Consider the following 24,420-nt stretch of genomic DNA (forward strand, 5'->3'; position numbering starts at 1 on the left):
GAAGTGAAATGATGAACAATATAAATATCGGAATGCTGGCACATGTGGATGCCGGCAAAACAACGCTGTCGGAAAGTCTGCTGTATGTGTCCGGGAGTATTCGTCAGCTGGGACGGGTGGACCATGGAAATGCCTTTCTGGATTATGATGCACAGGAAAAGGATCGCGGTATCACGATTTATGCCAAGCAGGCAATCTTTGACTGGAAGGATACACGCATTACCCTGCTGGATACACCGGGACATGTGGATTTCTCCGCAGAAATGGAGCGGGTGCTTCAGGTGCTGGACTATGCAGTGGTGATCATCAATGCACTGGATGGCATACAGTCCCATACGGAAACGATTTGGAAGCTGTTGCAGCATTATCATGTTCCTGCTCTCGTATTTGTGAATAAGATGGATGTCAGCCATACAGAGCGCACACAGATCATGGAGGATTTGAAACGGCATCTGGATGAGCATTGTGTGGATGTTACCCTGCAGGATGAAGCATGTCAGGAGCAGTTGGCCATGTGCAGTGATGAATTGCTGGAAAGCTATATGGAAACAGGAGGAATTACCGATGAGCAGCTGGCGGATGCGGTTGCGCAGCGAACCATCTTTCCCTGCTGCTTCGGCTCTGCACTGAAAATGGAAGGAATTCAGGAATTTCTTGATATGTTAAACTCCTGTACAAAGGCTCCGGCATATCCGGAAGCATTTGGTGCCCGGATATTTAAAATCAGTCGGGATGAGAATGGAAACCGTCTGACGCATATGAAAATCACCGGCGGCAGTCTCAAGGTAAAAACGAAGCTTGCGGAGGATGAAAAGGTCGATCAGATTCGTCTGTACTCCGGAACCCGTTATCAGCTTTGCGAGGAGGCATGCAGCGGCTGTGTATGTGCAGTAAAGGGATTGACCGGTTTTCATGCAGGGGATGGTCTTGGCTTTGAAAGGAGTCGGCAGGAGGTTCAGCTTACCTCGTTTATGAATTATCGTGTGCAGCTTCCAACGGGCTGTGATCCCTTTGTCATGCTGAAGCAGCTGCGCCAGCTGGCGGAGGAGGATCCACAGCTGCATGTAAGCTATGATACTCATTTAAAAGAGCTGCATGTACGGCTGATGGGGGATATTCAGACCGAGGTATTAAAGCATACCATACAGGAGCGTTATCATACCGCAGTGGACTTTGATGAGGGCAGTGTTGTATATAAGGAAACGATATTGAACACAGTTGAGGGGATTGGCCATTATGAGCCGCTGCGTCATTATGCAGAGGTGCATCTTCTTTTGGAGCCCCTGCCGAGAGGAAGCGGTCTGCTCTTTGAAAGTGACTGTAAGGATGAGGTGCTGGACCGTCACTGGCAGCGTCTTATTCTGAGTCATTTGCAGGAAACGGAGCATGTCGGCGTTTTGAGCGGGTCTCCCATTACCGATATGAAAATCACCCTGCTTTGCGGCCGTGCCCATCAAAAGCATACCGAGGGCGGAGATTTCCGGCAGGCAACCTATCGGGCATTGCGGCATGGACTGCGCAGTGCAGAAAGCATACTGCTGGAGCCTTACTATGAATTTACCCTTCGCATTCCCCCTTCCTGCGTCAGCCGTGCGGTATTTGACATCGAACGTTTTCACGGTACCTTTACCCTGCAGGAGGACAGTGGGGAGATGAGTGTCATCAGCGGCAGTGCACCGGTACGGAAGCTGCAGAGCTATCCACAGGAGGTATATGCCTATACCAAGGGGAAGGGACGCCTGTTCTGTACACTGAAGGGCTATGAGGCGTGCGCAGATGAGGAGGATGTGCTGAAGGAAGTGGCATATGACTGTGATGCAGACATGGATCATCCGTGTGGTTCCATCTTCTGTTCTCATGGAGCGGGCTATTATGTGCCTTGGAATGAAGTGAAGCAGCATATGCATATGCAGAGTGACTGGGGCCGTATGCAGCTGAAAAGGGAAAGCTATCAGAGCTATACGGCAAAGCCTGTGGATGAAAAGGAGCTGGAGGAAATCTTTATCCGTACATACGGTCCGATCAAGCGAAGACCACCGCAGAAAGCGAAACCCGCCTCGAATATTATAGATTTGGAAAAACAGAACATTTGCTATCAGCCGCTCCCGGAATGCCTGCTGGTGGACGGATATAATGTGATTCACGACTGGGAAGAGCTGAAAGCCATGGCAAAAGAGCATCTGGATGCGGCACGGCATCGATTGATCGACATCATGTGCAGCTATCAGGGGTATCGCGGCTGTGAATTGATTCTTGTCTTTGATGCCTATAAGGTAAAAGCAGGTATCGGCTCCTCTCATAAAGAGGGAACGATTCATGTTGTGTATACAAAACAGGCGCAGACAGCCGATATGTATATTGAACAGGCAACGCATCAGCTTGCGAGTGAATTCCGTGTAACTGTGGCAACCTCTGACGGTATGGAACAGCTGATTGCCAGCGGACAGGGGGCATCCCGTATGTCATCCCGCCAGCTGTATGCCGAGGTATTGCGCATGAAGAACACCTCGGTAAAGGAATTTGAGCGGAAGCAGCTACGCGGCGGTGCAGAGCCGCTGAAAAAACTGCGGGAATACCGGATTGAGGATGCTGATGAGGAAATGAAATCATAAAACAAAAGCACCGGAAAACATGGTATGATGGAAGCGTCAAAGGTTCCCTCTGCAGAAGATTGTGCAGGCATAAGCGCCTTTTGATTTAGAAAATACACCGCTGTAAGAGATGATACTGCAATGTATCGCCTTTCTACCGGTGTTTTTTCATATCCATCATGCACACACAAGCCTATCCGCTGTAGAAGGAAACAGGGCTGAACAAAACGAAAAAGAGACCTTCATGCTGCAGAGTATATAAATGAAAATGCCATGGAATCAAAGCAGACCCTATCTGTGCCGGCATGCAGACTGCTTAAATTTCTCATTCGTGCAGGACCACAAAACCATGGTATGCGCTTGGTTTCTGAAAAGCAAATACCCGCTATGATTCTACAGCGGCTTCATTTCTGTGTGCCGGAATAGAAAGCTTTTGAAAAACGGTATACACAGCAGTCCTGTGTTTTTTCTTTGTATGACAGGGGTAAAAGGATGCAGAGTGTGATAAAATAGAAAAAAGGGCAAGAGCATATGGCGGCAGCTTATCCTGATACAGGCGTTATTCAGAGTACCTGTGTTTGGGTGTGCCGGCCTAAAAGGAGGTAAGACCATGCACCGACTATCATGGAATAGCATAACAAGCGAAACACGGATTCCGCAGAAAACATCCGCAAATGCAGAGAAATACCGCAGTGAATTTGAAAGTGACTATCATCGGATCATCCGCAGTGCATCCTTTCGCAGACTGCAGGATAAGACACAGGTATTCCCGCTTGACAACAGTGATTTTGTGCGCACAAGACTGACGCATTCTCTGGAGGTATCCTCTATCGCAAAGCTGATTGGCAAGCAGGTATGCATACAGGTGCTTGATCAGCAGCTGGCACCTGCCGGGGATCAGCCGGATTCCTTGAAGGTTATTGAAATTCTCAACTGTGCAGGCCTTCTGCATGATATTGGCAATCCGCCCTTCGGTCATTTTGGAGAAAGTGCAATTCGCAACTGGTTTGAGAAAAATCTATCCCTGTTACAATTCAAGCAACGGCCTTTACAGGCATGGCTGGATGAGCAGCAGCAGGCAGACCTTCTGTATTATGAGGGCAATGCCCAGGCGCTGCGTATAATCACAAAGCTGCACCGTCTCACAGGACGAAGCGGTATGCATCTGACCAGCAGTGTTATGGATACGATTATCAAGTACCCGGTGAACTCTCTGGAAAAGCTGGCAGAGGATACAAAGGAAAAATCAAAGCGCAGTCTGCTCAGAAAAAAGGTCGGTTACTATCAGAGTGAAACGGATCAGTTTCTGGAAATCAAACAGAATACCGGTACAACGGGCTGCCGGAATCCGCTGTGCTTTATACTGGAGGCGGCAGATGATCTGGCTTATACCTTTGCGGATTTGGAGGATGGCTATAAAAAAGGTCTGTATTCCTATGAACAGCTGCTGGATGTAATCGTGGAAGCGCAGGATGAGCGGGGAGCGGAGCTGCTGCGGCAGGGGCTGGAGGAAGGACGCCAGCTGAAGAAAACGAGTGAGAAGGGCTTCGATCCTTATCAGCACGCAGTTTTCACATGGCTGACAAAGAAACAGCTGTTCAGTATTTCCGGTGTGTCTGATGCATTTTTGAAGCATTATGATGCGATTATGAACGGGGAATTTGATCAGGAGCTGCTTGCGGTAAGCAAGGAGGGACAGCTGATCCGAAGTCTGAAGCAATTCGCCTTTGACAGAGTTTATAATGATGCCGCAATACTAAAGCTCGAGCTGATGGGGAATGAAATCATCACCTTTCTGCTGGATCGCTTCATGGATGCACTGCTGCCCTATGACAGCGGCTTGAACATGAGTGAAATACAGGAAAAATACATTGATCTGCTTTCCGGAAACTACCTGAATACCTACCAGTATACTGCACAGGATAAGGAGGATGGCGAACGGCTGTATCTGCGTTTACTGCTGGGAGCGGATTTTGTGGCCGGCATGACAGACAGCTATGCAATCCGTCTGTATCAGGAGCTGAAAGGAATCTAGGTGATGCTATGAAGCAGGAAATCTTTGAACAGCTGAAAAGGGAGCTATGCGCCTGCCGGCTCTGTGAAGGAAAATTTGACCATGAGCCGCGTGCGATTTTTCAGGGGGCGCAGGACGCAAACATCATGCAGATTTCACAGGCGCCCTCTATTCATGTACATAACAGTGGTCTGCCCTTCCATGACGCCAGTGGGAAAAAGCTGCGCAGGGAATGGTATCAAATCGATGATGCACAGTTTTATGATGAGCATAACTTCTATATCGCTTCCATGGGACACTGCTATCCGGGAAAGGGGAAACAGGGAGATAAAAAGCCTCCCAGAATCTGTGCCAGAACCTGGCTTATGCGTGAGCTTGACGCGGTGGATAATCAGCTGTATATCATCATCGGGGCAATGGCCGCAAAGGAGCTGTTTCCCGAACGAAGCTTTGAGGAGCTCGTATTTCACGATCAGCAGCTGCGTGGAAAGCCGGCTCTGGTGCTGCCGCATCCATCTCCACTCAATGTACGCTGGATGAAGGAGCATCCGCAGTTCGAAGCGGATCGCCTGTTGCATATCCGAAGGCTGATACATAGGGCTTTGCAGCTTTGAAGGCAGGATTTCCTGTTGGATATCACCATATTCTATCGGAAAGACAATTAAGAATTGCAGGAAGCAGGATGCCATACAATGGGCATACTGCATGGATGTAAGGCTCTCTGTATTATCATGAGCAGTCCTGCACAGGTATGTTATACAGCAGTAGGGCTTAGAATAAGGAGTGCCGTTTGCTTGTTGCACAAAGCAGCATGCGGGTGCTCCCTTTTTATTTGTGAAAAAGTAAACCACCAATAAGGTTCAGCAGCTTCCGGTGATGTGGGAAGGCATGCAGGCGCTGAAAGCAGCCATTGCAGAAAATAAAAGAGCTGTATCTATCAGACGGTATAGATGATTGCTATGGTGCATTAAGTAAGGAACCTGCTGTGCCTGTTTGTTTGCACATCCGGCAGGGGTAAGCAGATTTCTGTGTTATTTTCCATAAACAGGAAAAAAATTACTTTCTTTATGCAAATCACTTTAAAAAATAAAGTTACTATGGTATAGTATGGATGTAAAGCAGGGAAACACATGCTGCAGGAGGTATTTATGAAATCTTACGACGCAATTATCATCGGCTTTGGAAAGGGTGGAAAGACCCTTGCCGGATATATGGCAAAACAGGGAAAACGGGTGGCAATGATTGAAAAATCAAATCAGATGTATGGAGGTACCTGCATCAACGAAGGCTGCATTCCCTCAAAATCCCTGATCATACAGGCAGATAAGCAGTCCTATGGGCAGGCGGTAGAGCGCAAGGAAGCACTCATCGAGAAGCTGCGAAAGAAAAATTTTGACAAGCTGGATTCTCTGGAGCCGGTCGATGTCATCACGGCAAAGGCTTCCTTTGTCAGTGACCACGAGGTACATGTACAGGGGGCAGGTGTGGATGAAACCCTCTATGGAGACTATATCTTCCTCAATACCGGTTCTGTTTCAAACATTCCCAATATAAAGGGGATACACGAGGCACGGCATATTTACACAAGTGCGGAAATGATGAAGGAACGCAGTCTTCCTGCGAAGCTGGCCATTATCGGCGGCGGCTACATCGGTCTAGAGTTTTCCAGCATGTATGCACGCTATGGAAGCACAGTCACTGTATTTGAGCATGGAAGCCGTCTGGTAAAGCGTGAGGATCAGGATGTTGCGGATGAGATTCAGAAGGTGCTGGAGAAGCAGGGGGTAGGCTTCGTATTTGAAAGCAGTGTAAAGGAGTTTGCCAATGACGGGGAACAGGTTGTGATTACGTATGATGATGCGCATGGCATACAGCAGAAGCTTACAGTGGATGCAGTCCTGCTGGCGGCCGGAAGAAGTGCCAATACAAAGCAGCTCCATCTGGAGAACACCGGAGTAAAGCTGGATCAGCGCGGCAATGTCATCGTGAATGAGTATCTGCAAACCAGTGTGCCTCATATATATGCGATGGGTGATGTAAAGGGTGGATTGCAGTTTACCTACATTTCTCTGGATGACTATCGCATTGTGAAGGATCATCTCTTCGGAAACAAGTAGCGAACTACAAAAAATCGCGGTCAAATCGCTTATTCCGTATTTATTTCACCAACCTTTTCCCGAGTGGGACTGAGCGAACAGGAGGCACGGGAACAGGGCTATGCCGTAAAAACGGTTTCCATGCCAGCCGCCGCAATTCCACGGGCGAATGTCATTTCACAGCCCGATGGTCTTTTAAAGGCGGTTATTGATACAAAAACAGATCAGATTCTAGGCTGTGTACTGTTTTGCGCAGAATCTGAGGAGGTTATCAATTTTGTACAGCTGGCTATGAATCAGAGGCTGACGTACCAGGAGGTCGGAAATCACATCTTTACACATCCGACGATGAGCGAGGCCCTGAATGATTTATTCAGCTGATAAAGCGGTTTAAAGCATTCGAAAGAAATGAGGCAGGAGGCGTGTCAGGAAGCTGTAGCTTTCTTCTATGGTTAGGAATTCTCATGATGCAGCCCTGTCTATCTTGTAAACAACATAAAATAAAGGAGGAAAACATGATGTCAAATGTAATACATGCAAAGGAAGCGGAATTTAACGAACTGATTCAAAAGGAGGAACTGGTACTGGTGGACTTCTTCGCTACCTGGTGCGGGCCATGTAAGATGCTGGCACCGGAAATCGAAAAGCTGGCAGATGAGTTAGAAGGAAAGGCGAAAATTTTAAAGGTGGATGTCGATCAGGAGCAGGCACTGGCTATGCGCTACGGGGTACAGTCCATTCCAACGCTGATCGTATTCAAAAACGGCGTACAGACTGAAAAGCGCCTGGGCTATCAGCCGTATCCGAAATTGAAAGAAATGTTAAACAGATAGGAGAATAGAATGCTGAATCCCAACGACGTATTAAGCCATATCAGCTTTCTGCTGGTCTTTCTGGAGGGCTTATTATCCTTTTTATCACCCTGTGTATTGCCGCTGCTGCCTGTCTATATGGGGTATCTGGCAGGGCAGGATCAAGAGCAGCCGCATTCGCAGCGCAGAATTTTCCTGCTGACGGTCAGCTTTGTCATCGGAATTTTTACCGCGATACTGCTGATGAATATTTCCGTACATGTGCTGAGCAGCTTTTTCAAGGATCACATGGTGTATTTCGTACGAATCGGGGGTATCCTGATTGTGCTTCTTGGCCTGCATCAGCTGGGAATCTGGAAATTCAAAAGTCTGGAGCGCACATGGAAGCTGCCGTTTCAGAAAAAAGGAAGTGTGAATGCAGTTATTGCCTTTCTGATGGGCTTTACATTCAGCTTTGCCTGGACACCGTGTATCGGCCCTGCGCTGTCTTCCATTTTGCTGCTGGCGTCATCCTCCGGCAGTCTTTGGGTGTCCACCTTCCTGATGATTGTATATGCACTGGGGTTTACAATTCCCTTCCTGATATTGGGATTGTTTACCGGAAAGGTACTGCACTGGATTTCCAATCATAAGAATATCATGAAGATTGCTGTCAAGCTGGGGGCTGTTATCTTAATTGCAATCGGTTTGATGATGTTTACCGGTAAAATGAATACCATCAGCTCGTACATGAGCACCTCGGATAAGGCAACTGCCAAAAAGGATACGGATACGGCCACACCAGAGCAGGAAGAGGAGGCTGCGGATACTCCGGATACACAGACCTCGGCGGAGCAGCTGGATTTTGTTCTGACGGATCAAAACGGAAAACAGGTATCCCTTGGCGATTATCGGGGAAAGGTTATTTTTCTGAATTTCTGGGCAACCTGGTGCCCGCCGTGTCAACGTGAGCTTCCGCATATTCAGGAGCTGTATGAGAAGTACAGGAATAGTGATGAGGTAGCTGTTTTAACGGTGGTGAATCCCGGCGGTCAGGAGAAATCTGCAGAAGGAATTCGGGCATTCCTTGATGAGCATGCATATTCCATGCCGGTTTTGTTTGATGATGGCTCCATGTATTATTATTTTCAGATAACAAGTATGCCGACGACGTTTATGATTGATAAGAACGGGAAGCCGTTTGGCTATATCAAGGGACAGCTGACGCCGGATATGATGGAGAATATGATACAGCAGACATTGTCAGGAAAAAAATAAGGAATTGATGGTATATATGGAAAGGGTTATAAAAGGTGATGGTATGAAAAAACAGTATGATATGCATTGCAATATCGCACAGACACTCAATCTGATCGGTGACAGATGGACACTGCTCATTTTGCATGCAGTACGTGAGGGGAGACGCACATATAAGGATTTGCAGGAGGGGCTGGAGGGCATACCGACAAATCTGCTGTCCAGCCGATTAAAGTCCTTGTGCGAGGATGAGCTTCTCAGCTGCAGCCTGTATCAGGAGCATCCGCCGCGCTATCAGTATGAGCTTACGGATAAGAGCAGGGATCTGGATGATATTTATAATGCGATGATGATCTGGGGGGACAGGCATCTGCATAAGAGCTATAAGTGTCTGAAGCATAAGTATTGCGGGGGGGCTGTTGATATACAGTATGTATGTAGGGAGTGCGGAAAGGTCATACGAAAAGAGGACCTGATTGCGAAACCGGTTGAGGGGTGAAGCGGGTACAGCTGGCGCGGGCTGGCTGTATCTTTTTTGTATGCATTCCTGGAATTTGAAAAGATTAACGATAAAGTATATGAAAAATATGATATGATAGTAGCTGAGGTGAGTCTTTCATGAAATTGATGTTTATTATTGCAGGAGATGAGTATGCTGCCGATATTTCGGAAAAGCTCAAAGAGCATGCATTTATGGCGACAGAGGTTGGAAGCACAGGTGATTTTCTGCAATATGGACAGACCGTTTTGCTGCTGGGGGTGAATGAGCAGGATTGTGACAGAATTTTATCAATTCTCGATCCGGAAGCTGACTGGAAGGGCACAGAACACGGATTTCCGTTTCATGAGGAGGTTTCTATATTTGTCACGGATGTAAATGATTATGTGAAGGTAAATGCATAGGGATGGTCGGTTTATTTCGGGCTTTAAAATGGATGACAGAGCATCCTTTTCTTTTGGAGTATTTGATTAAAAGGCCTTGTTTTAAAGGGGTTAAAGGGGTTCGATTTCGTTGGATAAAAAAATTCAAAAAAATTCAAAAAAGTTGTTGACATAAAAAAAGTCTAATGGTATTATATATGAGCGCTGATGAGAACGGCGCGAAAAAAGAAGTTCAAAAAACGTGGAGGCTTAGCTCAGCTGGGAGAGCGTCTGCCTTACAAGCAGAGGGTCGGGGGTTCGAGTCCCTCAGCCTCCACCATAAAAATGTGCCGACTTAGCTCAATTGGTAGAGCAACTGACTTGTAATCAGTAGGTTGTGGGTTCAATTCCTATAGTCGGCACCATCTTTTAAAAAAGAGTCGGGGAGGTAGCGAAGTGGCTAAACGCGGCTGACTGTAACTCAGTTCCTTTTGGTTCGGCAGTTCGAATCTGCCCCTCCCCACCATCTTTTATTGGGGCATAGCCAAGCGGTAAGGCACCAGACTTTGACTCTGGCATTCCACTGGTTCGATCCCAGTTGCCCCAGCCAATTAAATTCAACATATAAATGACCCGTTAGCTCAGTTGGTAGAGCATCTGACTTTTAATCAGAGGGTCGGGCGTTCGAATCGCCCACGGGTCACCATTTATCTGTTGCGGGTGTAGTTCAATGGTAGAACTTCAGCCTTCCAAGCTGACTACGTGAGTTCGATTCTCATCACCCGCTCCATTATGAGCAAGATTTATGCTCAGAGCCTATGGCTCTGGGCATTTTTGTTAAATCTTACGAAAAATCGGAAGCGAGTTCGTACGATATGTACACGGGATGTGTAAGGAATATTTCTCCTTATACATCCCTTTTTCTTTTTCCTCCACCATGGTCCATGATCCATGATCTTTGAAAATAAAATAGCGAGCGCTAAAACAAGAAGTGAGCGACATCTGATGATACGCCAAGACGGTATTATTGAATGCAAAAAGAAACCAATAATACAAGAGCGATTCATATCAGGCAGAAAAAGCGGTCTCGAAAGCCGATTCGCCATGACCTTCGTATAATGATACTTATAAATAAAATGCTCCGTGGAGGAGCTGGTGTGAATCCAATGAATGCTGCGATAGCTGTTTAGTGCTGCCCCTACCGAGGGATACGAAAGATATCGGTGTTTTGATTTTATAGTTTTATAAACGGGTCTTTGACTCGTTGTTACATAGAACTGCTGAGACTTTTTGTTTTCGGCAGTTTTCTTGTGCCAATAAGTCTTTTTGACTTTGTGGATATGATAATGGAAGGAGGTGTGTTCATGCAATCTAATGAGGAAGATCGTTGCGTCCATGGTACCTGTATTTGGTTCAGTGATGAGAAAGGTTATGGTTTCCTATTATCTGATGATGGTGTTTCCAGTATGGTTCATTACACAGATATAAAAGAACCGGGATTCAAGAGACTTTACAGAGGTCAAAGAGTCACCTATGAAGAATTGGAAACAGAGAGAGGAAGATCGGCCCGTCGAGTAAAATATATGAAGGATTTTACTTATATCGCAGATCATTCATCACTGTGATCCATTGCTTATTTTTGAAGATCTATCGTGTATAGCGGAAGAAACCGCATGGAGGAAAAACTATTATGAAAACGATCGCAATCTATAACATCAAAGGTGGAGATGGAAAAACGACCACCGCAAAACATCTGGCTGTCGGATTGGCCAAAAAAGGCATCCGTATATTACTTGCTGATGCTGACGGTCAAGCCAACTGTTCAAAGTCTTTCATCGACAAAAAATTAAAACGAGACCCTGCATATTATGAAAGCAGTCCCGATGGAGATAAAGAAGCAGCTTTCATCCGTCGTTATATGAATCAGGATCATGGCGCAACGATCTCTACGATCTTCGAAAGTCCGAAAGCAGTGAGCTCTTGTATCCACCGAACACCTTATGAAAATCTGGATATCATCCCCAGTGATCTAACGCTCTATCTGGCTGATACGAAGCTCCGTCTCAGTGATGGCACCAGAGAGAATAAGCTGAAGAGAGCTACGAATTTCATCAAGAACGAATATGACTATATGATCTTCGACTGCTCCCCTGTCAAATCCCTCGTATCGGTCAATGTCCTATATACGGAGCCTTTGGTCATCATTCCGGTCAGCCCTGCAGATGACTCCATGCAAGGATTGGCATTGACGCTCAATGAGATCAACGCTTTGAAAGATCTGTATGAAGACTTGGATATCGATTACAGGATCTTGATTGTCAAACGGAAAGATAATATCGAATATCGTGAGAATATCGCAGAGATACGCTCTGCCTTCGGAGGTAAGGTGTTCCAGACGATGATCCGTGATCAAAGCAAGCCGGTAGAAAAAGCAGTCAGAGAAAGAAAGACCGTACTGGATCTCCCATCGTCCTCCATCGCAGATGACTACCGAAACTTTCTTGATGAACTGGAGGTGATGTTACATGACTGATGTCATCGGAGAAATGCTGAATGATACCTCGAAGGATATGCGTTATAAGCGGATCTTTATCTACGACATCGACCCCTGTGAGTATAATATGTATCCGATGCAGGAGATCGAACAGCTCGCACAGAACATAAGCGAATGCGGACTGCTCCACCCTATCACCCTATACCGCAAAGCAGATGGGCGCTATATGATACTGAGCGGAGAACGACGGTATCGCGCGATGCTGCTAAATTATGAAAAAGGCGATGAACGTTGGGAAGAGATTCCGGCCATCGTCAAAATGCAGGAGCTTACAATGCGTGAGATCCGCAGATTCGTCCGCAGAGGGAATGCAAACCGGGAAACCTTACCAAAAGAGCTGAAATTGCAGATCGTAAAAGAATCGCTGCTGGACTACCAACAAACGAAAGAGGAAGGGCTCATACCTACCGGAACACTCAAAAGAGAGTGGATCGCAATGGATACCGGATTCAGTGCACGTTCCGTTCAGGACTATCTCAATCTATTGGAGGAGCATCCAAATAAGGAGAAAAAAGAATCGCGATCTTTAAAATACGAAGATATACAGAATTCGATGCATGATGTGCTCAGACTTCCAGTGAAGATCACGGACAAGCAGATCAGTATCAAGATAAAGGATGATCTCGATCTTGCGCGCGTCCTCGAGCTGCTGGGGATCGAAACCTTATAACGAAAACAGATATCTTATACTTATAGAAGGAGGGAGAGAATGACATCCAAAAAGAAAAGAAAGAAGAGAAAAGGACCAAGCCCACAAAAAGGGATAACGAATGAGAGATTAGCCGATCATCTGAAACACATACTGTGGAAGAAGAAGATATCGAAAGAAGAATTTGCCAGAAAGCTGGATGAACCATTACCTTATATCCTAGAGGTATTGAAAGGTAGGAGGAGTATCCAGCTTCCTACTCTGATACGGATGTGTAAGGTATTGGATGTACCTATCTTACATTTTGAAGATTGTATCCGAAAGGATGACGCTGCATGATCTCCGGATCAGCGAAGAAGGTGATGCTCATAGGAGTAGCCTTCTTTCTCGTGATCATGATGTTTGCGGCGGTCGGTATCGGAGGTGGCAGTACCGAAGATGATATCGATCTTTCGACTTCCCTATTGAGTGAAGCAGTCGAAAGATATCGTTCCTATGTGACGAAAAGAGCAGAGGTCTATGACATGGCGGATCATGTCGAATTGATCCTCTGTGTGATGGAAGTGGAATCTCATGGTGAAGGTATGGATCCGATGCAGGCTGCAGAGGGTCCTTTCAACAAGAAATATCCAAAGGTACCCAATGGCATCCGTGATCCTGAATATTCCATAGATTGCGGGATACAGGAACTGCGCTCCGTATTGAAGAAAGCAGGAGTGAAATCTGGAGAAGATAAGGAAAGGATAAAGGTGGCTTTGGCTGGATATAATTTTGGAAGTGGCTATATCGAATGGGTCGATGCGAACAAAGGTGGAAAATGGACATTAGAGAACGCGAAAGAATTCTCTGCAATGATGGCAGCCAAAATGGGATGGTCTGTTTATGGCGATCCGAACTATGTCAATAAGGTCATGGAATATTACGAAACAGCTGCTATCGGGATCGAAGGAAAAGATGCTTTTTTAGTGCCGATGAAGAGTTATACACTGACGAGCAGTGTAGGACAACGAAGTCTCGGAGATTATCACTATGGAACGGATATCGATGCAGGCTATGGTGCAAATATCTATGCACCTGCCGCAGGGATCGTCTATGAGGTATCTAACGATTGTCCGCCAAGTGATGGTTATTTGGGGAATTCCTGTCCCTATAGCGGAGGCTATATCGGTGGTGGAAATTATGTCATGCTGAAGGTCACCTACAAGAAAGAAGATTACTATATCTTCTTATGCCATATGAAAAGGACCCTAGTCAGCAAAGGACAGAAAGTAAAGAAAGGCCAAAAGATTGGCGAACAGGGACATAGCGGCAACAGCACCGCTTCACATCTGCATATCGAGATTCATAAAGGTACAGCCCGCATCGCTACGAAGGATGGGCTTGTGGATCCTGAGAAGATTATGAGTTTTAAAAAATGAAGAGGAGAAAGAAATTTTGAATAGATCATTATTGTTTTAGAAAGTAAAAGGAAGGTGATCCGAATTGATAAAGAAGAAGGATGTCATCCTATCAACCGTATGTATCTGTCTGGGTGCAGGAATAGGGTTTGGTACGAAAAGTATGCTTATGGAAGAAAAAGAACAGGAGCCTGCAGCTTCAGAGGTTCAAAAGCAGGAAGTCTCTGAGAAGGATGACAGTGAAGAAAAAACAAAGCTAGTAGATGCAGAGCAGAAGGAAGCTCCTGAGCGTTATACAGAACCGGCAGTACGATATATCAAGGTGATGAAGAGCGGAAGCTCAACAGATATCTATTACGAGCGTCTGGATAAAGTAAAGGATATACTGAGTGACAGCATGTATGAGACATTGTCCCCTGAAATGAGCAAGGAGGAAATACAAGCCGAAAAAGAACAGGCTGCAAAGGCAGACAAGGATTCTATCACGAAAACAAAGATCACAGATACACGATACAGTTACCGATGGAAGAAAGAAGGAAGCTACGAAGTCTCTGTGATCTACACACAGCGCATCACACGAGGAGATTTCAGCGATCAAGAACGATATCTGTGCCGTATGGAGGTTACGAAAAAAGATAAACGATATATCATCACGAACATATATGAGGACAGCGCCCTTTCTGATGGTCTATATTGAATATGACATTTTGATGAATATCAATATATAGAGTGACAGGAGGTGGTTCAGTTGCTTATTGATATCTATGAGAATATCGTAATGATATTTATCATAAATAACGGTATATGGCTTTGTCTTTTTGTACTCTCTGATCTTACGATCGAGTGGGATCTCGGCCTCGGTCCCCGTATAAACAATCTATCTTTTAAAATAGAATACGAAACGAGACATCCGATCATATATATCTATTCATTCATACGTTTTTTCTATATTTTGATTGTTGTAGTTTGGTTTTTGTATATCGTGTTTAGTATTCTAATCTATGTCATAGGAGGAATCATTATAAGTATTTTGTTTTGTCCGGGAGTTTGATTTTCTTTTTTCAAGTAATGATGTAAAACGACTATACTTTATCTTAGAACTGAGAATAAAGTTTTTTAGTATATTCATCACTTTATAAATTCCGCCCTCGAAGAAAAAGATTTTTGTATAGAACAGCACAGATACAGTTATAGAAGAAGGAAAAATCTTAAGCAACATATCCGTAAAGTAAGCAACTGCTGTGTTCTCTGTAACATCCCCTCCGGTTATGAGGAGTGCCCACGATAAAAAACATACATATCCCACAACAAAGCATATAAAAGCATATTTACGTGTTTTGGATATGTATCCGGCACGTTTCTTGATTCTATCATAGTTTCTTTCAACGACATTAGCAATAGCATAGAATAAAGAGCTTTCTTTCTTGAAATCGAACTCCTCATCGGACAAACAATAGTTCTCTAATACTTCAAAATGATCATCGATTTCTGCAATACCAAGTAATGTTTTGTATTTCTCATTTATCAGTTTATCTTTTAAATACCAATATAAATCGAAAGCCCTCATATTCCGTTTCTTTTCGCAGGATTTTATAAATGAAACTAACGGAAAGTAGACGTACTCAAGTCTCTCATGATTTATATGCTATGATTTTTGCTTATTGAAAGAACTGAGCGTCATAATAATACTCATCACGATACTGATTACTGAAATAGCCGGCATGATCCATTCATTACTTTTAACAATATAGCTTGAATCCATACGGACACCCTCCTTATACTATCGGATTATATGCCGAATAATTTTAACATGGAAAGGATGATATCGTAAATGCAAATAAAAGAAAATTTAAAAAAATGTAGAGAAAAAAAAGGTCTCTCGACATTAAAGCTTGCCAAAGAAATCGACATCGATGAAAGCGTACTCCGTCGGATAGAGAAAGGGCAAACAAGAGATCCTCAGATCAGTAATATCATGAAGCTCTGTGCCTATTTTGATGTTTCGATCGATGATTTCGTCCATAAAGATTTAGAATAGCTGTGTTTTATCCGGGTCTCATATTTACTATCGTGATTCTAACTTTCAAAAAAAGCTAGTTAATAAAACAGATCGAAAAACTAAAAACGCCGAATCATAGGTGGTTTGGTAAGATCAGAACGATCCGTTCTCTATAAAATGGAATTTCTATATGAGACTCTTGTTATCCCCACACCTTATCACCGCAGAAAAGCCTCTTATAGAGGTTTTTCTCATTTTTAGATAACGATTATATATATCATGACAAAACGATGCTCTGAAGCTTTGAAATAAAGTTTGAAGTCAAAATTAAACTATAAATAAAGGTCTATATAAACAAGTCGCGTACGAGCTTGTGTATAGATAAGAGAGCGCTGCTCCGATAGCACATAGCGATTTGTCAGTGCTATTTTCAGACATAAAAAAATAAAGAAAGGAATCATAAAATGGAACTCGACCAGATGATATTCGATGATCTCATCAAGTGTTATAAGACGAAGAACTATCGCTTCGATTTCGTATCTGATGAACTCTTCGTAGATGGATATTCCAAAGGATTGTATATCCACTTTGAACCTTTGAACAGGGATGCTTTTCTGAAGTATATAGAGGATACTCCTTTTTTCTTCGACATGAAACTTCCCATGCAAAAGGACGCCTTTTGTGAAGCCTATATGGATTTCATGGATTCCTATTGCTCAAAAAAACGCAATACCCGCTATGCGGTCTCCATCACCATCCTGTATCCGAAGAAGCTTCAGACCATTGAGGAACGGAAACGTTTCATACGCCAGTATGTCCTGCAACTGTGTGGTCTGAAACAGCCGATTCCCTATTTCGTTGAAAACATCACCATGGGATGCGGCGCCTATGCTAGAATAACCATGATAGACAGGATCTATATCGCCAGGACACAATGGATGGTCTACAAGAAGGATGGATGGTTCGACAGCAGGACCGGAAGATTTGCAAGTGCGGATTGTCCGGAAAGATACAAGGTGCTGAAATATAGAGCCGGGGACTATCGATTGGATAAGGATGGTAATCGTATCCCATCGAAGGCCGTCTTCAGCAATTCCCTGCAAAACTTCGTTTACGGAAAAGACATGCAGAGCGGCCGTAATCTGTGGGATGAATTCATTTGGAAGCTGCGTCAAAAGTTCCTGGACGCAGTATTGCGAGTGTGCGGTAAGACGGATCATGTCAAAAAAGGAAAACGGCTCCATAAAACGGCATGCAAGCCGGAGTATCATCACTATGTACGCAGACGCATCGCTGCATTGAATTTTGCAAAACAGACCATCGAATATACGACGAATTATCTATTGAAGAAGTTCTGCGCAGAGGATATCGTATTCACACACTACAATGAAGCGAAAGGCGGACGGACAGAGCATAGCCGGGCTTATAAACAGGTCTTGTCTATCTTTCACAAATACAGGACCAGGTTCCGTAACGGAGTCTTTCATGATGAGACAGGGAATGAACATCAGCTGGACTATTATCACCAGAACGTCTATGAATTAGACCGCAGTATCCGATGCCTACTGGATCTATTCTTTTCCGATATAAAGGCATTGTAGGATGAGGAGGAAAGAATACATGAAACAAGCGAAACTATTATTTTTATTACGGAATGATCAGACATCCACTTCACAAAGGATCGTCATCGAAATCAGCGAGGAAGATCATGAATACTGCATCGGACATGGAGATGATGACAGAGAATATGTACTAAAACAAAACGAGCGATACAGGATCCTTGAAGATTCGCGTGGTATACAGGTATTTGGAACGGATGAAGATATCTGCCACTATCTGCTATTCAAATACTGCAGAGACGTCGTACCGGATGTGGCATATCCCACAGGATGGCTGAAGGAGCTGGAAAAACGATTCGAACAGATCTGCTGTGACGATCTTTCCGTATTCTACAATAAAACAAACGAATAGATATCCCGCAACACTGCTTCTTATGCGGTGTTTATTTTCTTTCTCAGCCTGACCTCTGCTGGTAAAAGGACAAAAAAGTCCTTCAACTGGTCCAATAAATTCAAAAGACTGGATCAAAATACTCTATCGGCCATCCCTTGACGGTGTATGTAGAAGTATTACAAATCAGAAAAAGATAAAAAGGAGATACGATAAATGAATATCTTGGGTTATATAGCAGAATGTTTGTAGGCGATCACATTCTTCTCTGCAGTTGCATACAAGTAGTTGATACCCGGCAATCTGCCAGGTATCTTTTAGAATTCGCTCGAAAAGCTGCCGGCATGGGAGCCGGCGGCTACATGGCAAGTTGCCATGTAGCTATGGAATACCGCATGCGCCTACACCGTCAATGACCGGGTCGTATTTTCCTATCGGAAAATCTCCACCCTACGTTCCGTTCCTTGACTGCTCCGGTTCATCGCGGTTCGTAGAAAGTGTAAGGTACGTAGCTTCACGATAGAAGGAAAATATAAGGAGGACAGAAACTATGTTGACGTTTCATTTCAAAAACAAGGAAGAGTTTTATGAGCAGATCGCAGATGGTTCTCTGCAGAAGATCATGATGGAATATTTTAATAGATCGGCAGACATGGGGCTTCCGGTCGAGGAGGATACCCTGTTCTATAACTTTGAGGTAGAATTTGAATGTGTATTAGAAAATGGAAAGCGTTGTATCACGGATGAGGAAGTAGCACATCGACATGGGGAGATTGCCGTAAGACTCTATCATGTGATCCGCAGTGTCTGGAGGAGATATCAGAAAAGTGTCCCTATATCGGGAAAAGATTTCACTCTTACAGAGCTCAGCACGGATATGTGGCGGTTGGTCTGGATAGATTCGGAGATCCCGGAAAAGAAAGCAGAATACCTCTTTTGGAGGCATCAGATCTTCGTATGCAGTGCATTGGGGAATGCCGTCTTCACCTTCCCTCAGAGAGTGAGCTGGAAGGATGTTTGGACCAAGATGGAGACTTCTCAGTTTGCTGATGCCCTATCTATTGGGGATTTCAAAAGTCATATATGGCTTGGAAGTGCTGCATATGATGACATCATAGAGCGTTACCAACAGCGATACCAGAAGGTAGATAAGGAGGGAGCGATTTCTTTGATAGAATACGAACGATATCTGCAGTATGCACAAGAGTCCTCGTGCCATGAAGAATTTCTCCTGAGGATCGAGCTGGATGAGGACCTGCCCTACCGTCATGACCGGGAGGAGCGATGGCTGCGGACAGAATGCGGGATACGCCTGAACCCAATCGTTGCGTTTTACTTACATGGGCTTCAAGTCTTCTACAAACGTCAGATCGAGGGCAGATATCCGCTAAACGAAGAGAACCTTTTAAGTAATATGTAATCTATAGGAGGAAAAGAGTGAAAAGATTAAAATGCCGTAAATGTGGAAATGATAAAGAATTTTACGTGAAAGAAAGATTTAAAGGAAGATGCTTATTCTTTTTCCGAACAGATGGCGGTGAATCTGAAAATGGTGAAATATATCAAAATGCAGACCATTCGTTGGTCAGTAAATTCATCTATTGTGCAGAGTGTGATGCAAAGGTGACGAAACTTGCTGTTGGTGAGGAGATCAGTGACTATGAAAGCGGTGACTGTAATGAATGACAATGAGGTCCTACTGGAAAGAATCAAAGGGCAGATCCGGATATGGGAAGCGTATTATAACGAGACCGGTCATTATCGGGAGGATACGATCTTTCTGGATACCGGTGACACGGCTGTATATGATCCCTATGTCAGTGAATGTATGCGATTCAAAGTCGCTCCAAAATCTTATTACGGAGAAGAAGCATACCAAGCATGGCTGGAGGACATGAGAGCCTATCTAGGCGGTGATGAATGTGGCAAAAAGAATACTTGATGTTTGTTGTGGATCAAAATTATTTTGGTTTCAAAAACACCATCCTGATGTCGTTTATATGGATATTAGGCATGAAAATGGAGAAATCCATGGAAAGCATATCCATGTCGATCCTGATGTAATTGGAGACTTTCGAAACATCCCATATGGTGATGGACAATTCGATATGGTCGTATTCGATCCTCCACATCTGCGATGGGTTGGGCCGAACTCTATCATGAAGGCCCAGTACGGTCAGCTCAGTGATACTTGGCAGCAGGATATCGCTCAAGGATTTAAAGAATGTATGAGGGTGTTGAAATCAGGAGGCTTCTTAGTATTCAAATGGAACGAATGTCAGATCAAGGTCAATGAGATTTTGAATCTCATTGATACAACGCCTTTATTTGGAAACAGACGCGGGGATACACATTGGATGTTATTTACAAAAGAGGAATGTCAAAATGAAAAGATATCATAAATGGAATATATACAGAAACGTCTTCATGCTGAGATACCTGTTCCGTGGATGCGATGGTGTCCGGCAGCACGTCCAAATGATGAGATGGATATATAACAAAGGACTTACCGAGGTCTTCGATTTCACAGAAGAACACTTCGAAGAGACCTGGACGATGCCGATCCAAGAGCTTATTACGGAAAAGAAGCATACCAAGCATGATCGAAGAAGATAAAAGCATAGAGGATATATACCATATGAATATGTAAATGGGAGGAACTATCATGATCAATAGAGTCGTATTAGTGGGAAGATTGACGAAAGATCCTGTATTACGGAAGACAACGAATGGCGCATCGGTCGTGTCTTTTACGGTCGCATGCAACCGGCTTTTCAAACAGGAGGGACAGCCAGAAGCTGACTTCATCAACACTGTCGTCTGGAACAAGACCGCGGATAGTGTAGCGAAGTATATGCACAAGGGCTCTCTGGTAGGTGTAGAGGGCCGTATCCAGACGCGCAGCTATGATGACAAGGGTGGCAAGCGTGTATATGTAACAGAGGTGGTCGCGGATAATGTGCGCTTTCTGGACAGCCGGAATGCAGGAGATATGAACAGTGCCTACGTACCCGGACAGGAAAACACGCAGAGTAGCACTGCTGCGAGCAACAGCGCTCCATCCTCCTCCAGTGAGTTCACGAGCATTGCAGCGCTGGATATCTCCGATGACGATCTGCCATTTTGATGAAGGAGACGATACGGATGATAACGCAAAAAGAGATCGATGTGGAGGTGTGGAAGCTGGTCGATACGACGAAGAATCTTCATATCTCCAATATGGGAAGAGTCAAACGTATCTATGCAAACGGAAGAAAGCCTTTCGTGGGAATTATGATACGAGAAGCTATAGTCTGATCCACACAGGACTGAGGACAGATGACAGGCTGGTGAACCTGACTCTCTTGTCGAAACAAGAGGCAGGAAACATGTCCGCGAGTCGCAGCAGACGAAGAGGGATCTATAAGGTGAATCCGGGAAACAGGAACGTTCTTGCCTTCTACAAAAGCTCCAGAGAAGCAGCGGCCAAGGAATACTGCAGCTATCAGACGATCCTGGACAGCTGTAATGGCAAGACGAGAAGAAATGCGACCGGCTATAGCTTCGTATGGTCTGAGGTCGTAGATGATTCTTCAGGGTGAATATAAGAAAAAATCAATACAAAGGGAAATGATGAGGAGGATATAGAAATGAAAGAATACAGCATAAAACTAAGACTTACGGCAACAGAGGCAGAACAGCTCGTAAAAGCTGCAGCACAGCACGATCAGAAGGTTTCCGAACTCCTGGAATCCTTCGTATACGACTTGGTCTCTTCCGATGAGCATCGTGGAGGAGATGAGGAGACGGAAGCAGCACAACAGTGGTATCAGCGATGCAATGAGGCGTTATACCTACATCATACAACCTCATTAACAGAAACGGAAGCACTGCAACAGGCGGAAACGGATGCACAGAAGCGCTGCATACAGGAAGCTTTTCAGCACGTTCCTCTTTACTTTGAAGCATGGATCAAAGCTACGATGGCAGAGGATGGCGTGATCATGGAAGATCAGGATCATGAGCGTGTACACTTTTTTATCAATACATATAATACTGTCGAATTTGACGGTGGATACGGAAACAGCTGTAATGATTTGGAGCGTGTCTGTACATATGAAAAGATCACATGGGATGAGGTAGAAGCTCGTCTGCGCAGCTATACGAAAGAGCATCAACAGGAATTACAGTATCACCTGCGAGAATGTTTCAAACAACTGCCAAAGCAAGACGACAGTATCGACTATGTGCAGATAAAGATGACGAGGGATATATATCGTCTGGAGGCGATGCTGCGTGAGATCCTGGAAAGCACCTGTCATGTGTGAAGCTTGTCGAGCGCTTCAAGGTATCATCGGATGAAGTCATACATATATCCGTTTTTTCAGATAAGACCATCATGAGGAGGAATCATATGAAGAGTGAAACATATACAGGATTATCAGAAGCATTGCAGGCGGTAAAGACGAGATACGTGCAGCTGCCGGAGGAAGGAATCGATCAACAGACGCCGGAACCATTCGCATGCCTGATACGGGCATGTGAAGCTGTCCTTCAAGAGGAACAGATACGCAGAGATCGTCAGTTACGAGAGGTACGGAAAGCACGAAGAGACGGGATCATAGGGCGACCAGTCACCCCCTGCAGGGAAGACTTTCTGAAGCTGACGTATCTGCATGATAAAAAAATGGTGACAGCAATGGAAGCGACGAGAATGGATATAGGAATTGCCATTTCATGCAGAACGAAAAGGAGATATCAGGAGGACGAGGGATGGAAGATATAAGGAAGCTGATCGTATTCCTGATCATCAACATCTCGGCATTCCTCTGTTATCTGCTGGGAAAAGAAAATCGGAGAAAGAGAGAGGATGGACATGAAGAAGAATAAATATTTAAAAGCGAAACTGACTGCAGATACGGAAGAGGACTGTCTGTACAACACTTTCTGGATCTATGTTGCCGGTATATCGGAGCTGTTACTGATCGTCATGCTGCAGGGAAAGCTGAACTACATCAGTATCCCCTGCCTCATCGCAGCCAGCTTCTCTTTAGGCGTCTGCGCATACAAGATGGGACAAAACGCAAGGGAGCGATAAAACATGACCTTAGAAGATTACTTACCACAGATACAATTACTTACTTTACAGAATTACAACAATACCATCATCGCTTATGCGGCATATGTGCGTTTCGGGAAAAAAGCGATTGCAGACTATTGCAGGGAGAAGATCGGAAAAGAGGTCAGGGTCATCGTAAAGGATGATGATCCTATCAATGAAGATGGGTCGATCAGTCAAAATCGCTCGAAGCCTTCCAGATCGAGAACAGTGATCCTGGAGGTCATCAGCGAATGACGTACGTGGTCGTCACGATCACGTACGTCCTCCTCTTCTATATGAATGTGACCATCTTTTCTGACCTCCTCTATCAGGGCGCGGATATCCTACGTTCCCTGCTGTATCTGGTGTTTCTCATACTACATGCACTCTTTTGCGTCTGCGATGAGGGAAGGATGCAGACATACCGCAAAACAGTCGCGATCCTAACAGAGGAAGATATCGATATCATCGCCATCCATGAAGCCGGACATGCCATCATGTCGATGAACGATGGCGTGATACCGATGGAGATCGTCCTCCTGCAGGGGAAGGATGGTCCGGTGGGAGGATATTGCCGCTATGAGAAACAAGAATTGCCTCTGCGCATGATACTGTGCAAGTTACTCGCTGGAGATATCGCAGCGAGAAGATATGGGATGCTTGCACAGAAGATGGTCTATTCCGAGCTATCCTCAGTTGACGACCATAACCGGTGTTTCGAACTCCTGCAGCAGGTGCCGCGACAGGAGCGCTATACGCTGTATGAAGACTGCCGGAAGCACTGTACACAGGTCCTGTATGCGCACTGGGATCTGGTAGCCCTGATCGCACAGAGACTGCTCGAAGAGAAGAAACTTGAACGACAGGAGCTGGAACTGCTCTGGCAGACATACGGGAAGAAAGACGGGATGGACCATGAAGACGATCGGAAAGGAGGTCAGGGTCACAGTGAATCGTAATGCTCTGTTGAGTGTGGAAGAAATGCAAAGCCGGCACTATAAGAACTCTGACGCTCCACTGTGATCTTGGAAATCATCGAATGAAGAAAAAGAAATATCTGGTACTGAGAAACAAGGAGAACGGGAATATCGTAACCGTCGACAAGACTTGGTTCTATGGTCTGCCTAGGCATATCCAAGCGCTGTATCATGCAAAATGGCAGATCGTGATAAAGTAAGACA

At 44.8% G+C, this 24,420-nt stretch carries 31 protein-coding genes, 6 tRNA genes and 1 pseudogene; 37 read left to right on the forward strand and 1 reads right to left on the reverse strand.

The window, feature by feature from the left end:
* The first annotated feature begins 8 nt into the window (after positions 1-8).
* The 20 genes and pseudogenes from ACG3M1_RS06525 to ACG3M1_RS06620 all read left to right on the forward strand — a co-directional run bounded on the left by ACG3M1_RS06525 (position 9) and on the right by ACG3M1_RS06620 (position 14,907).
* On the forward strand, positions 9-2,612 hold the full coding sequence (locus ACG3M1_RS06525) for a translation factor GTPase family protein (protein ID WP_009587903.1): 2,604 nt from the start codon (positions 9-11) through the stop codon (positions 2,610-2,612).
* A gap of 589 nt (positions 2,613-3,201) precedes the next feature.
* Positions 3,202-4,626, forward strand: coding sequence for a deoxyguanosinetriphosphate triphosphohydrolase (locus tag ACG3M1_RS06530; RefSeq protein ID WP_008819189.1), 1,425 nt, complete (start codon positions 3,202-3,204; stop codon positions 4,624-4,626).
* An 8-nt stretch (positions 4,627-4,634) separates the two neighbouring features.
* Positions 4,635-5,219, forward strand: coding sequence for a uracil-DNA glycosylase family protein (locus ACG3M1_RS06535; protein WP_008819188.1), 585 nt, complete (start codon positions 4,635-4,637; stop codon positions 5,217-5,219).
* Positions 5,220-5,735: 516 nt separating this feature from the next.
* A pseudogene (locus tag ACG3M1_RS06540) lies at positions 5,736-7,082 on the forward strand (FAD-dependent oxidoreductase).
* A 134-nt stretch (positions 7,083-7,216) separates the two neighbouring features.
* Positions 7,217-7,534 carry a thioredoxin gene (trxA, locus tag ACG3M1_RS06545; RefSeq protein ID WP_002608212.1) on the forward strand — a complete coding sequence of 106 codons (318 nt, stop codon included), beginning with the start codon at positions 7,217-7,219 and terminating at the stop codon, positions 7,532-7,534.
* Between the two features lie 9 nt (positions 7,535-7,543).
* Positions 7,544-8,770: a cytochrome c biogenesis protein/redoxin gene (locus ACG3M1_RS06550; protein WP_021419740.1), complete on the forward strand. Its 1,227-nt coding sequence runs from the start codon at positions 7,544-7,546 to the stop codon at positions 8,768-8,770.
* A gap of 43 nt (positions 8,771-8,813) precedes the next feature.
* Positions 8,814-9,248, forward strand: a complete 435-nt coding sequence (locus tag ACG3M1_RS06555) for a winged helix-turn-helix transcriptional regulator (RefSeq protein ID WP_021419739.1) — start codon at positions 8,814-8,816, stop codon at positions 9,246-9,248.
* A 119-nt stretch (positions 9,249-9,367) separates the two neighbouring features.
* The gene (locus tag ACG3M1_RS06560; protein WP_002608215.1) at positions 9,368-9,652 is read left to right on the forward strand and encodes a cyclic-di-AMP receptor; all 285 of its coding nucleotides are present in this window, start codon (positions 9,368-9,370) and stop codon (positions 9,650-9,652) included.
* A gap of 222 nt (positions 9,653-9,874) precedes the next feature.
* A tRNA-Val gene (locus tag ACG3M1_RS06565) sits at positions 9,875-9,950 on the forward strand.
* A gap of 9 nt (positions 9,951-9,959) precedes the next feature.
* Positions 9,960-10,035: transfer RNA gene (locus ACG3M1_RS06570), tRNA-Thr, on the forward strand.
* A gap of 17 nt (positions 10,036-10,052) precedes the next feature.
* A tRNA-Tyr gene (locus tag ACG3M1_RS06575) sits at positions 10,053-10,136 on the forward strand.
* An 8-nt stretch (positions 10,137-10,144) separates the two neighbouring features.
* Positions 10,145-10,220: transfer RNA gene (locus ACG3M1_RS06580), tRNA-Gln, on the forward strand.
* A 20-nt stretch (positions 10,221-10,240) separates the two neighbouring features.
* Positions 10,241-10,316: transfer RNA gene (locus ACG3M1_RS06585), tRNA-Lys, on the forward strand.
* Between the two features lie 10 nt (positions 10,317-10,326).
* Positions 10,327-10,400: transfer RNA gene (locus ACG3M1_RS06590), tRNA-Gly, on the forward strand.
* A 574-nt stretch (positions 10,401-10,974) separates the two neighbouring features.
* Positions 10,975-11,235, forward strand: coding sequence for a cold-shock protein (locus tag ACG3M1_RS06595; RefSeq protein ID WP_009271210.1), 261 nt, complete (start codon positions 10,975-10,977; stop codon positions 11,233-11,235).
* A gap of 65 nt (positions 11,236-11,300) precedes the next feature.
* Positions 11,301-12,143 (forward strand): ParA family protein, encoded by an 843-nt coding sequence (locus ACG3M1_RS06600; RefSeq protein ID WP_118654811.1) that lies wholly within the window; start codon positions 11,301-11,303, stop codon positions 12,141-12,143.
* Positions 12,136-12,834, forward strand: coding sequence for a ParB/RepB/Spo0J family partition protein (locus ACG3M1_RS06605; RefSeq protein ID WP_002611891.1), 699 nt, complete (start codon positions 12,136-12,138; stop codon positions 12,832-12,834). Before ACG3M1_RS06600 ends, ACG3M1_RS06605 begins: the two co-directional genes overlap by 8 nt.
* Positions 12,835-12,873: 39 nt before the next feature.
* On the forward strand, positions 12,874-13,152 hold the full coding sequence (locus ACG3M1_RS06610) for a helix-turn-helix domain-containing protein (RefSeq protein ID WP_009271209.1): 279 nt from the start codon (positions 12,874-12,876) through the stop codon (positions 13,150-13,152).
* A complete protein-coding gene (locus ACG3M1_RS06615; RefSeq protein ID WP_009271208.1) occupies positions 13,149-14,231 on the forward strand; it encodes a lysozyme family protein in 1,083 nt (360 codons plus the stop codon). The genes ACG3M1_RS06610 and ACG3M1_RS06615 overlap by 4 nt, the downstream gene beginning before the upstream one ends.
* A 64-nt stretch (positions 14,232-14,295) precedes the next feature.
* A complete protein-coding gene (locus ACG3M1_RS06620) occupies positions 14,296-14,907 on the forward strand; it encodes a hypothetical protein (RefSeq protein ID WP_118654812.1) in 612 nt (203 codons plus the stop codon).
* Positions 14,908-15,204: 297 nt separating this feature from the next.
* Here the strand turns inward: ACG3M1_RS06620 and ACG3M1_RS06625 are convergent, their stop codons facing one another.
* The gene (locus ACG3M1_RS06625) at positions 15,205-15,777 is read right to left on the reverse strand and encodes a hypothetical protein (protein WP_009271205.1); all 573 of its coding nucleotides are present in this window, start codon (positions 15,775-15,777) and stop codon (positions 15,205-15,207) included.
* Positions 15,778-16,041: 264 nt separating this feature from the next.
* On the opposite strand from ACG3M1_RS06625, the gene ACG3M1_RS06630 reads away from it, so the two are divergent.
* The 17 genes from ACG3M1_RS06630 (at position 16,042) to ACG3M1_RS06710 (ending at position 24,416) form a co-directional block, all read left to right on the forward strand.
* Complete coding sequence (locus ACG3M1_RS06630; protein WP_009271204.1) at positions 16,042-16,248, forward strand: helix-turn-helix transcriptional regulator; 207 nt, start codon at positions 16,042-16,044, stop codon at positions 16,246-16,248.
* Positions 16,249-16,673: 425 nt separating this feature from the next.
* A complete protein-coding gene (locus tag ACG3M1_RS06635) occupies positions 16,674-17,810 on the forward strand; it encodes a hypothetical protein (RefSeq protein ID WP_118654813.1) in 1,137 nt (378 codons plus the stop codon).
* Positions 17,811-17,829: 19 nt separating this feature from the next.
* Complete coding sequence (locus ACG3M1_RS06640; protein ID WP_009271202.1) at positions 17,830-18,180, forward strand: hypothetical protein; 351 nt, start codon at positions 17,830-17,832, stop codon at positions 18,178-18,180.
* A 529-nt stretch (positions 18,181-18,709) separates the two neighbouring features.
* Positions 18,710-19,579: a hypothetical protein gene (locus tag ACG3M1_RS06645; protein WP_009271201.1), complete on the forward strand. Its 870-nt coding sequence runs from the start codon at positions 18,710-18,712 to the stop codon at positions 19,577-19,579.
* Positions 19,580-19,596: 17 nt separating this feature from the next.
* Entirely contained in the window at positions 19,597-19,845 is a 249-nt protein-coding gene (locus tag ACG3M1_RS06650; RefSeq protein ID WP_009271200.1) for a hypothetical protein, read from the forward strand.
* Positions 19,820-20,101: a hypothetical protein gene (locus ACG3M1_RS06655; protein WP_009271199.1), complete on the forward strand. Its 282-nt coding sequence runs from the start codon at positions 19,820-19,822 to the stop codon at positions 20,099-20,101. The genes ACG3M1_RS06650 and ACG3M1_RS06655 overlap by 26 nt, the downstream gene beginning before the upstream one ends.
* Positions 20,076-20,561 carry a class I SAM-dependent methyltransferase gene (locus ACG3M1_RS06660; protein WP_040012766.1) on the forward strand — a complete coding sequence of 162 codons (486 nt, stop codon included), beginning with the start codon at positions 20,076-20,078 and terminating at the stop codon, positions 20,559-20,561. Before ACG3M1_RS06655 ends, ACG3M1_RS06660 begins: the two co-directional genes overlap by 26 nt.
* Before the next feature lie 76 nt (positions 20,562-20,637).
* Positions 20,638-20,775 (forward strand): hypothetical protein, encoded by a 138-nt coding sequence (locus tag ACG3M1_RS06665; protein ID WP_233105065.1) that lies wholly within the window; start codon positions 20,638-20,640, stop codon positions 20,773-20,775.
* Between the two features lie 49 nt (positions 20,776-20,824).
* On the forward strand, positions 20,825-21,286 hold the full coding sequence (gene ssb / locus ACG3M1_RS06670; RefSeq protein ID WP_040012764.1) for a single-stranded DNA-binding protein: 462 nt from the start codon (positions 20,825-20,827) through the stop codon (positions 21,284-21,286).
* 17 nt (positions 21,287-21,303) lie between these two features.
* The gene (locus tag ACG3M1_RS06675; protein WP_009271196.1) at positions 21,304-21,456 is read left to right on the forward strand and encodes a hypothetical protein; all 153 of its coding nucleotides are present in this window, start codon (positions 21,304-21,306) and stop codon (positions 21,454-21,456) included.
* 71 nt (positions 21,457-21,527) lie between these two features.
* Entirely contained in the window at positions 21,528-21,740 is a 213-nt protein-coding gene (locus ACG3M1_RS06680) for a hypothetical protein (RefSeq protein ID WP_009271195.1), read from the forward strand.
* A gap of 48 nt (positions 21,741-21,788) precedes the next feature.
* The gene (locus tag ACG3M1_RS06685) at positions 21,789-22,466 is read left to right on the forward strand and encodes a hypothetical protein (protein ID WP_009271194.1); all 678 of its coding nucleotides are present in this window, start codon (positions 21,789-21,791) and stop codon (positions 22,464-22,466) included.
* Between the two features lie 86 nt (positions 22,467-22,552).
* A complete protein-coding gene (locus tag ACG3M1_RS06690; RefSeq protein WP_009271193.1) occupies positions 22,553-22,924 on the forward strand; it encodes a hypothetical protein in 372 nt (123 codons plus the stop codon).
* A gap of 84 nt (positions 22,925-23,008) precedes the next feature.
* Entirely contained in the window at positions 23,009-23,236 is a 228-nt protein-coding gene (locus ACG3M1_RS06695) for a hypothetical protein (RefSeq protein WP_083785540.1), read from the forward strand.
* A gap of 3 nt (positions 23,237-23,239) precedes the next feature.
* Complete coding sequence (locus ACG3M1_RS06700; protein ID WP_002611232.1) at positions 23,240-23,494, forward strand: hypothetical protein; 255 nt, start codon at positions 23,240-23,242, stop codon at positions 23,492-23,494.
* Positions 23,491-24,198 (forward strand): hypothetical protein, encoded by a 708-nt coding sequence (locus ACG3M1_RS06705; RefSeq protein ID WP_009271191.1) that lies wholly within the window; start codon positions 23,491-23,493, stop codon positions 24,196-24,198. Before ACG3M1_RS06700 ends, ACG3M1_RS06705 begins: the two co-directional genes overlap by 4 nt.
* An 80-nt stretch (positions 24,199-24,278) precedes the next feature.
* On the forward strand, positions 24,279-24,416 hold the full coding sequence (locus tag ACG3M1_RS06710; protein WP_002611501.1) for a hypothetical protein: 138 nt from the start codon (positions 24,279-24,281) through the stop codon (positions 24,414-24,416).
* Positions 24,417-24,420 lie beyond the last annotated feature (4 nt).

It is taken from the genome of Clostridium sp. 10cd* (assembly GCF_044336395.1).
GTDB classification, from domain to species: Bacteria; Bacillota_I; Bacilli_A; order Erysipelotrichales; family Erysipelotrichaceae; genus Clostridium_AQ; species Clostridium_AQ innocuum.